The sequence below is a fragment of the Xenorhabdus koppenhoeferi genome (assembly GCF_900116635.1).
Taxonomy (GTDB): Bacteria; Pseudomonadota; Gammaproteobacteria; order Enterobacterales; family Enterobacteriaceae; genus Xenorhabdus; species Xenorhabdus koppenhoeferi.
Map to the genome: position 1 here is coordinate 1 of NZ_FPBJ01000062.1, position 6,717 is coordinate 6,717.

Below are 6,717 nucleotides of genomic sequence, written 5' to 3' on the forward strand. Positions count from 1 at the left end.
CCGCTGACGAACACGCTCGTCAGGTATTTGGCGAGCGTATCCGCCATCATGAGCAGGCGGGCAAACAGATTGTTTATCTGGATGAAAGCGGCTTTGAGCAGTCCATGCCACGTACGCATGGCTATTCGTTAAAAGGGTCCCGCTGTTTTGGTTTACATGACTGGCAGCACAAAGGCCGCATTAATGCCATTGGTGCTATCATTAAAAATACCTTTGTGACCTTAAGTTTGTTTGCCGGAACCATTAATGCGAATGTGTTTCATGCCTGGCTGACACAAGATTTGTTGCCGAAGCTCCCTAAGGGGACAGTGATTGTGATGGATAATGCCCCTTTCCATAAACGCGGTGACACGCGAAAAGCGATAACCGATCACGGATGCCAGTTAGAATGGCTTCCGCCTTACAGCCCAGATTTAAATCCTATCGAAAACAAATGGGCTGAAACAAAAACAACAAGAAGACGAGAAAGATGCTCTATTGATGAGCTGTTTACAGAGCATGTGACTTATGTCTGATTATATTGATTCTGCTATATGTCCACCGTCAAAACCATGTTGTTGAAACTCTCCGCTTGCGATCTGGCGCCAATCAGCTAAATCTTGCTCATCAATCCAGTTATCACGGTTCCCCTAAAAAACAGCCAACGGTGCCCGTTCCTGACTTAACTGGCGAACCCAGCGCCCCAGAGCTGATGGGCTGACATTCATTGCGCTGGCGGCCTCGACAATACTGTAGTTTTGGTCAAGTACTAACTGAGCGGATTCTACTTTAAATTCGGGGCTGAAACTTCTTTTTATTATGTCACCTGTTGAATTGTCGAAGTGAGAATATCACCTCTATAACAGTGACCAAAATCATTGAACCACATCAATGTCAGCTGGCTATTATTCTGCCGTGGAAGGTGTAGAAAAAAAGTATTAATAGATGCTCACTTTCATACTGGTGCTGCAAGACATGGGTTATGCAATAATTATTTGAGGTTATGATATATAAACGGTAGAAAAAGGGATTCATCAGAAACCCAGACATAACATCAGATGTTCGTTTATTGATAACATAATTCAAAATTTGAAACTCTACGCTATCTCAATTTTATTGAAATCTATATAGTTATTATCTTTGATTGTGATATGATCCAACCTCAAAATGAAAGAAACCATCATATCGCAGTGTGCAGACAATATCATCAAACACAATTGTCTAATAAATTATTTTGCTTGGTGTATTCTAATTCCTTATTTTTTTGTTAAGAGTAATAACACTATGAAAATAAATGCGTTAAAAATAGTTTTAATTTTCTTAACCATAAATATTACCAATTTTGCCTATGCAGGAACTGATAAACCTAAGATATCTAATCTTGAAGAAACTCTTAGAGGGAATAATTGCCAACAAAACAGCCCATTTGAAGGTTATGTGGTCTCTGTCGCAAGTGGGTATGCAACTTATACTCAGGATTACGTAAAAAATTTTATATCCATCTCATTTGTGGATAAAGATAGAAAAAACATCCAATGGTATTATACACAATATGATGCTGATACAGATGCAGGGAAATCTATGCTTGCTTTAGCGCTTTATGCGGCAGTTTCCGGCCAAAAAGCCTATGCTCAATGTGTAATATCAACAAGTTCAAATTATCCTAACATTACGTCATTATGGGTTGGTCCGGATGCTTGGTAATTGTAAGCTGTATATCATAAAATATGATAAAAAAATATTTACTATAATAGCAATGATATATTTGTTACTATCGTCTTCTGCGTTTTCACAAACAACACAACCACCTAATAATAATGATCAAAATATTAGGGATCTCAGATTCCGTATTATCTCAATGTTATTTTCTCCTCGTGTAGGGGCTGCACCCAGTCTACCGTTTAATCCGTCAATTGCTTATAACAATATCATTCGATATCAAGTTCCAGAAAATCTAAGGATAATATTTCAGTATAATGGCCATTCATACTTGGTTAATGTAGCAAGTATAGTGAATCGTGCTGCACAATATTGGAATACGATTACAGCTCCGCAAGGTTTTCATATACAACAGGCCCATACAGGTGGCCCCGCTAATTTTTTTATACGTACTATGGTTGGATATTCATCTGATATTGAGGCGATAACGATAGCGCCTGTTTCAGAGGAAGGCACTAGATTACGCTCTCAGTATCCACATATATTTCCTGAATATGGAATATATTATAACTCATGGATAACTGTGACCGATTTATTTTATGAACAATTAGGTAGTTATTTTGGCGAGAGATTAACACCAAATCAGCTTTTTGAACTTTTCACATATTTTATAAGTGTACATGAATTTGGTCATGCATTAGGTCTTGGTCATCCAGACGATGTGAGAGCTTACCTACCCCAATTAAGAAATAATAGCTCACAGGATATTGGTAGCCTAAGTCGTTTTGCCATTTATAGCCAAGAATATGATCCTCGCCCACCGCTTATGATGGAGCGTAGTGATGATTATCTTCTAAGACTTAGACGATATCTTGGAAGATCTATCGAAGAAACGGATTTACATCCGACAGATATCGAAAGACGTTTTTTAATTAATTACATAGGCAGTGTTTGCGGAGTAGGATCACAAAATCTAAAAATTGCATCTGCACTTAATGTCAACACTTTTAATTGCAAGGATTATACTACTATTTACCCGCTAGCCAGAGCTCTTCTTCCTATTGCAAATATATTATTGCTAGATAAGCCTAATACATTATTGCAGGATAAACTAAAACCCATTACTAAAACCTGTGAAATTGAACTCAAGACTCAATATAGTTGGTTTAGTTGGTATAGTACTTTTTTGCCTAAAGATGGATGTAACATTAAAGTACAGCTAATATGCGATGGAAGCGAAAATAAATGCTCTCCTTCTACTGGCGACTACTCGTCAGCTAATAAGTTTGATGTGAACATATCTGATGGTGAATCAAATTATTATGTAATGCCTACTGCAAGTATCCAAAACACAGAAAAAAAGAATTCAGTTTACGGACCGGCTAATTTTGAATCGACTAACTATGTAACCTTTTATAACCAAGGTCGTGGCACAGCAAAAATTTCATATATGTCTTCCAGTTGTTATTATAACACTGGCCCTGATTCAAAAGAGATTGAATCAAAATCAAATAGCCAATTTACTATAACAACAAGGAATAGTTTTGATATTTTTTCCAATTATTGCTTCAAACAAGATAAAACTATCAGCTGGAAAATTGAATATACTACATATGAGTGAAAGTGAATATTTGTAATACTCATAATTTTAATGCTCCTAAGAGCAGGAATAATTTTGAAATGAGAATAGTATGAAAGTATTTATTAAAAAAATTCATATAATTGGGTTAAGTTTGTGTGCAATCTGCAATGTAGCCATTGCAGATATTGTAAACACACAATCTACATCAAATATAACTAACCCAATAAATAAACTTAATGCGTCAACAAACTGTGATAATAACAAAGGTTACCTAGTTTCTATATCTACGTCGTATAAAAACAATAAAGATTGGCTAACTTTTACAATCCAAGACGATAAAGGCAACTATAACTGGTATTGGGGTGCGTTTTTAACCAATACTGCTGCAGGAAAATCCATGCTTACAACAGCAATTTATGCTGCATCAAGCGGACAAACAGTTTCGATCCTCTGTGACTCCAATAATTACATCAAATCCTTGTGGGTCGATCCTAATGCTCTTTAATAAGACCCAGGCAGTAAGGCACTAAAACTCACTAATTTGACGGTAAAGTGAACTGACCCCAAAAAGTTGGACATTTTAGTTAAACGGCGTGTAAGGCCTGATTTCGATATTCTATCGGAGTTAGGCCTTTTAATTTCACCCTAATCCGTTTTGTATTGTAATATTCGATGTATTCTTCTATCTCTTCAATCAGTTCATCAGCATCTTTAAAGTGCCGCCGGTGATACATTTCCGTTTTGAGTAAGGCAAAAAAGTTTTCGGCCATCGCATTATCCAAACAGTTCCCTTTCCTCGACATACTTTGCTTAATATCTTTATCCGCAAGCTGCTTTTGATAAGCCCTATGTCGATATTGCCAACCTTGATCACTGTGAATGAGTGGCTTAGCGTGAGCATCTAGTCTATTTAATGCCTCTTTTAGCATTTCAGTCACTAAAGGCAGACTCGCCTTTTTCGCCACGTTGTAAGCGATAACCTCTTGATTAAATAAATCAATAATAGGTGACAGATAGACTTTTTGTTCATTCACTTTAAACTCTGTCACATCCGTTACCCATTTCTCATTCGGTTTTGTCGCGTGAAAATCTCTTGCTAACCAATTCGGGGCTGTTTTACCCACTTCTCCACGATAAGAACGATATTTCTTCGGCCTTAAGATTAATGGCACAAAGTCAGTGCTTTAATGGATATTTCTTTTTAAGAGCTAAAACAATTAACGCTTTTTCTTTGCTCGTTGGCGTTTCTTCTGTTCCAGCTCCTTTAACTTTTTTAGGACAGCAGTCTCTGCACGTAAATAAGCTAATTCTTCTTTAAGTTCCTCAACTGTCATTTCGTCATCAGACATTGGCGGGATTTTAGGTCGTGACTTCATTGGGGATCTTCCTCGCTGAGGACTTTCAAGCCCTTTGATACCGGTTTCATTATACTTATCAAGCCAGACTGATAAGGTCCCCGGGGTCGTTAAATTGAGAACTGCGCTAGTGTGAGTGAGAGACCAATCATTTGTCCACATTAATTTTAAAGCATGGAGTTTTGTTGCAGCACAAAGAGAGTGAGATGCTGGCAAAAAGGCGTTATCACCATGAATGGCAACAACTTGAGCCCAGTATCGAATTTGTCGCGAAGAGATTGAATATTCCGCTGATAGCTTATCCGAGGCTTTACCTGCCAGACATCGTTTAGCAATCATGATTTTTAGTTCACGACTATATTTAGACATAAAAAACCCCCAGTAATTGGTTGTCCAACTATTGGGGGTCACTTCAATTATTTCCGGCTTTTAGTATTATTTTGCTGTGATCCTTGAGGATTACTTGGCTTTACCTTGGTTTGCTACCGCCGCCGCTTTTGCAGCAATTTCATCAGCATTGCCCAGATAATAGCGCTTGATAGGTTTCATATTTTCATCAAACTCATAAACCAGCGGCACAGCAGTTGGAATATTCAGCTCTAGAATTTCATCTTCGCCCATGTTATCAAGGTATTTCACCAGTGCGCGCAGAGAGTTACCGTGAGCGGCGATGATAACTTTTTCGCCTTTTTCTACACGGGATTTGATAACTTCTTCCCAATAAGGAACAACGCGCTCAATCGTGGTTGCAAGACTTTCTGTTGCAGGGAGTTCTTCTTGTTTCAGATTTGCATAGCGAGGATCATGCCCCGGGTAACGTTCATCATCTTTGGCCAAATCTGGGGGAGTGATGGCAAAGCCACGGCGCCACAATTTAACTTGATCATCACCGTATTTAGCGGCAGTTTCTGCTTTGTCCAGACCTTGCAACGCGCCGTAGTGACGTTCATTCAGTTTCCAGCTTTTTTCGACAGGCAGCCATTGCTGATCGAGTTGATCCAGAATGTTCCACAGAGTGTGAATGGCACGTTTTAAAACGGAAGTATAGGCGAAATCAAAGGAGAAGCCTTCCTGTTTCAGCAATTGACCCGCTTGTTGTGCTTCAGAGCGGCCTTTGTCAGACAGTTCAACATCAGTCCAGCCAGTAAAACGGTTCTCTTTGTTCCACTCGCTCTCTCCGTGTCTTACAAGAACCAGTTTAGTTACAGCCATGCTTAAACTCCTATCAGTACTTTTTAATACAAAATGAAACGGTCGCTGCGGGCATTATATGGCGCGATAGACTGAAACGGCAAACAATAGTCTCGTAGCTCCTGTTTTAAATCATATTTGGTGACAGTTGTGTTAAGTACATACTTTGTGGCTGAGAAAAATGGGAGGAAACATTCAACAGTTTTTGATCTGAACTCAATTTAGTTCGTAATAAATGATTTTATTGGATAGGTGAAAAACAGTAGATGTATCAGATTGAGTGAAAAATGGAAAGCAACCGCCACCCATAAACGGCCACTCCACATCCATGCTATACCATAAATTAGCCCTGCTAATGTAGCGAAAATTACTATCAGGCTGCCACCTGCGAAATGGGCAATCCCGAAAAGCAAAGAAGTCATGATAAGGGCGAAGTAAGGGTTCATCCACTGGCTCAGCTTTTGCTGAATGTAACCGCGGAACAGCGCTTCTTCTGCCAAAGAGACAAAGAAAATATTAGCGAAGATGAAAGCAGGAAGCCAATTGGGGAAGTGGAGCTCAACAGCTAATCCGCCTAATTTCGTTGCAAGCCACAGTAATGCGGGAATGGCTGCGATTAATAGCGCCCAGCCGTGGGGAGGTGCATTAACTACAGGCTTCCGGGTAAACAAAGCAGGTATACAGCATAATAAGATCAATGGCAACAATGCCTTGTCAAAGTTGAAATACATTGTAAAAGGTGCGCTGAGTGAGCCTGCTTGTACCTTATCCAGATATTTCAGATTATGGAAACCCGGAAGGTAATGTAGAAACAATAAAATACCAGAGATGAGCAATAATAACTCTGTAATAGTTCTAGATGGCGTCGTCATGAAATACTCAACCAAAGAGCAAGGCAGCGGATTTGGACTGCGGCAAGAAACGATGCACTGTTTTTGGCGTAACGGGTCG

At 39.1% G+C, this 6,717-nt stretch carries 6 protein-coding genes and 4 pseudogenes; 4 read left to right on the forward strand and 6 right to left on the reverse strand.

Annotated features, from left to right (window positions below):
- The coding region (locus tag BM329_RS13700) for an IS630 family transposase (RefSeq protein WP_245759041.1) at window positions 1–515 on the forward strand (515 nt) is incomplete at its 5' end.
- Window positions 516–650: 135 nt separating this feature from the next.
- On the opposite strand, the pseudogene BM329_RS13705 reads toward BM329_RS13700, so the two are convergent.
- Window positions 651–800, reverse strand: a pseudogene (locus tag BM329_RS13705) (transposase); the annotation flags it as partial.
- 463 nt (window positions 801–1,263) lie between these two features.
- On the opposite strand from BM329_RS13705, the gene BM329_RS13710 reads away from it, so the two are divergent.
- The 3 genes from BM329_RS13710 to BM329_RS13720 all read left to right on the forward strand — a co-directional run bounded on the left by BM329_RS13710 (window position 1,264) and on the right by BM329_RS13720 (window position 3,725).
- Window positions 1,264–1,683 carry a hypothetical protein gene (locus BM329_RS13710; RefSeq protein WP_092554273.1) on the forward strand — a complete coding sequence of 140 codons (420 nt, stop codon included), beginning with the start codon at window positions 1,264–1,266 and terminating at the stop codon, window positions 1,681–1,683.
- The gene (locus BM329_RS13715; RefSeq protein ID WP_092554276.1) at window positions 1,673–3,259 is read left to right on the forward strand and encodes a hypothetical protein; all 1,587 of its coding nucleotides are present in this window, start codon (window positions 1,673–1,675) and stop codon (window positions 3,257–3,259) included. The genes BM329_RS13710 and BM329_RS13715 overlap by 11 nt, the downstream gene beginning before the upstream one ends.
- A gap of 70 nt (window positions 3,260–3,329) precedes the next feature.
- A complete protein-coding gene (locus BM329_RS13720; protein ID WP_092554279.1) occupies window positions 3,330–3,725 on the forward strand; it encodes a hypothetical protein in 396 nt (131 codons plus the stop codon).
- Window positions 3,726–3,804: 79 nt separating this feature from the next.
- On the opposite strand, the pseudogene BM329_RS13725 reads toward BM329_RS13720, so the two are convergent.
- The 5 genes and pseudogenes from BM329_RS13725 to BM329_RS14575 form a co-directional block, all read right to left on the reverse strand.
- A pseudogene (locus BM329_RS13725) lies at window positions 3,805–4,380 on the reverse strand (IS3 family transposase); the annotation flags it as partial.
- A 57-nt stretch (window positions 4,381–4,437) separates the two neighbouring features.
- Window positions 4,438–4,944 (reverse strand): helix-turn-helix domain-containing protein, encoded by a 507-nt coding sequence (locus BM329_RS13730; protein ID WP_092554285.1) that lies wholly within the window; start codon window positions 4,942–4,944, stop codon window positions 4,438–4,440.
- A gap of 90 nt (window positions 4,945–5,034) precedes the next feature.
- Entirely contained in the window at window positions 5,035–5,787 is a 753-nt protein-coding gene (gene gpmA, locus BM329_RS13735) for a 2,3-diphosphoglycerate-dependent phosphoglycerate mutase (RefSeq protein WP_092554288.1), read from the reverse strand.
- Window positions 5,788–5,987: 200 nt separating this feature from the next.
- Window positions 5,988–6,611, reverse strand: a pseudogene (locus BM329_RS15140) (lysostaphin resistance A-like protein); the annotation flags it as partial.
- A 23-nt stretch (window positions 6,612–6,634) separates the two neighbouring features.
- Window positions 6,635–6,717, reverse strand: a pseudogene (locus tag BM329_RS14575) (IS5/IS1182 family transposase); the annotation flags it as partial.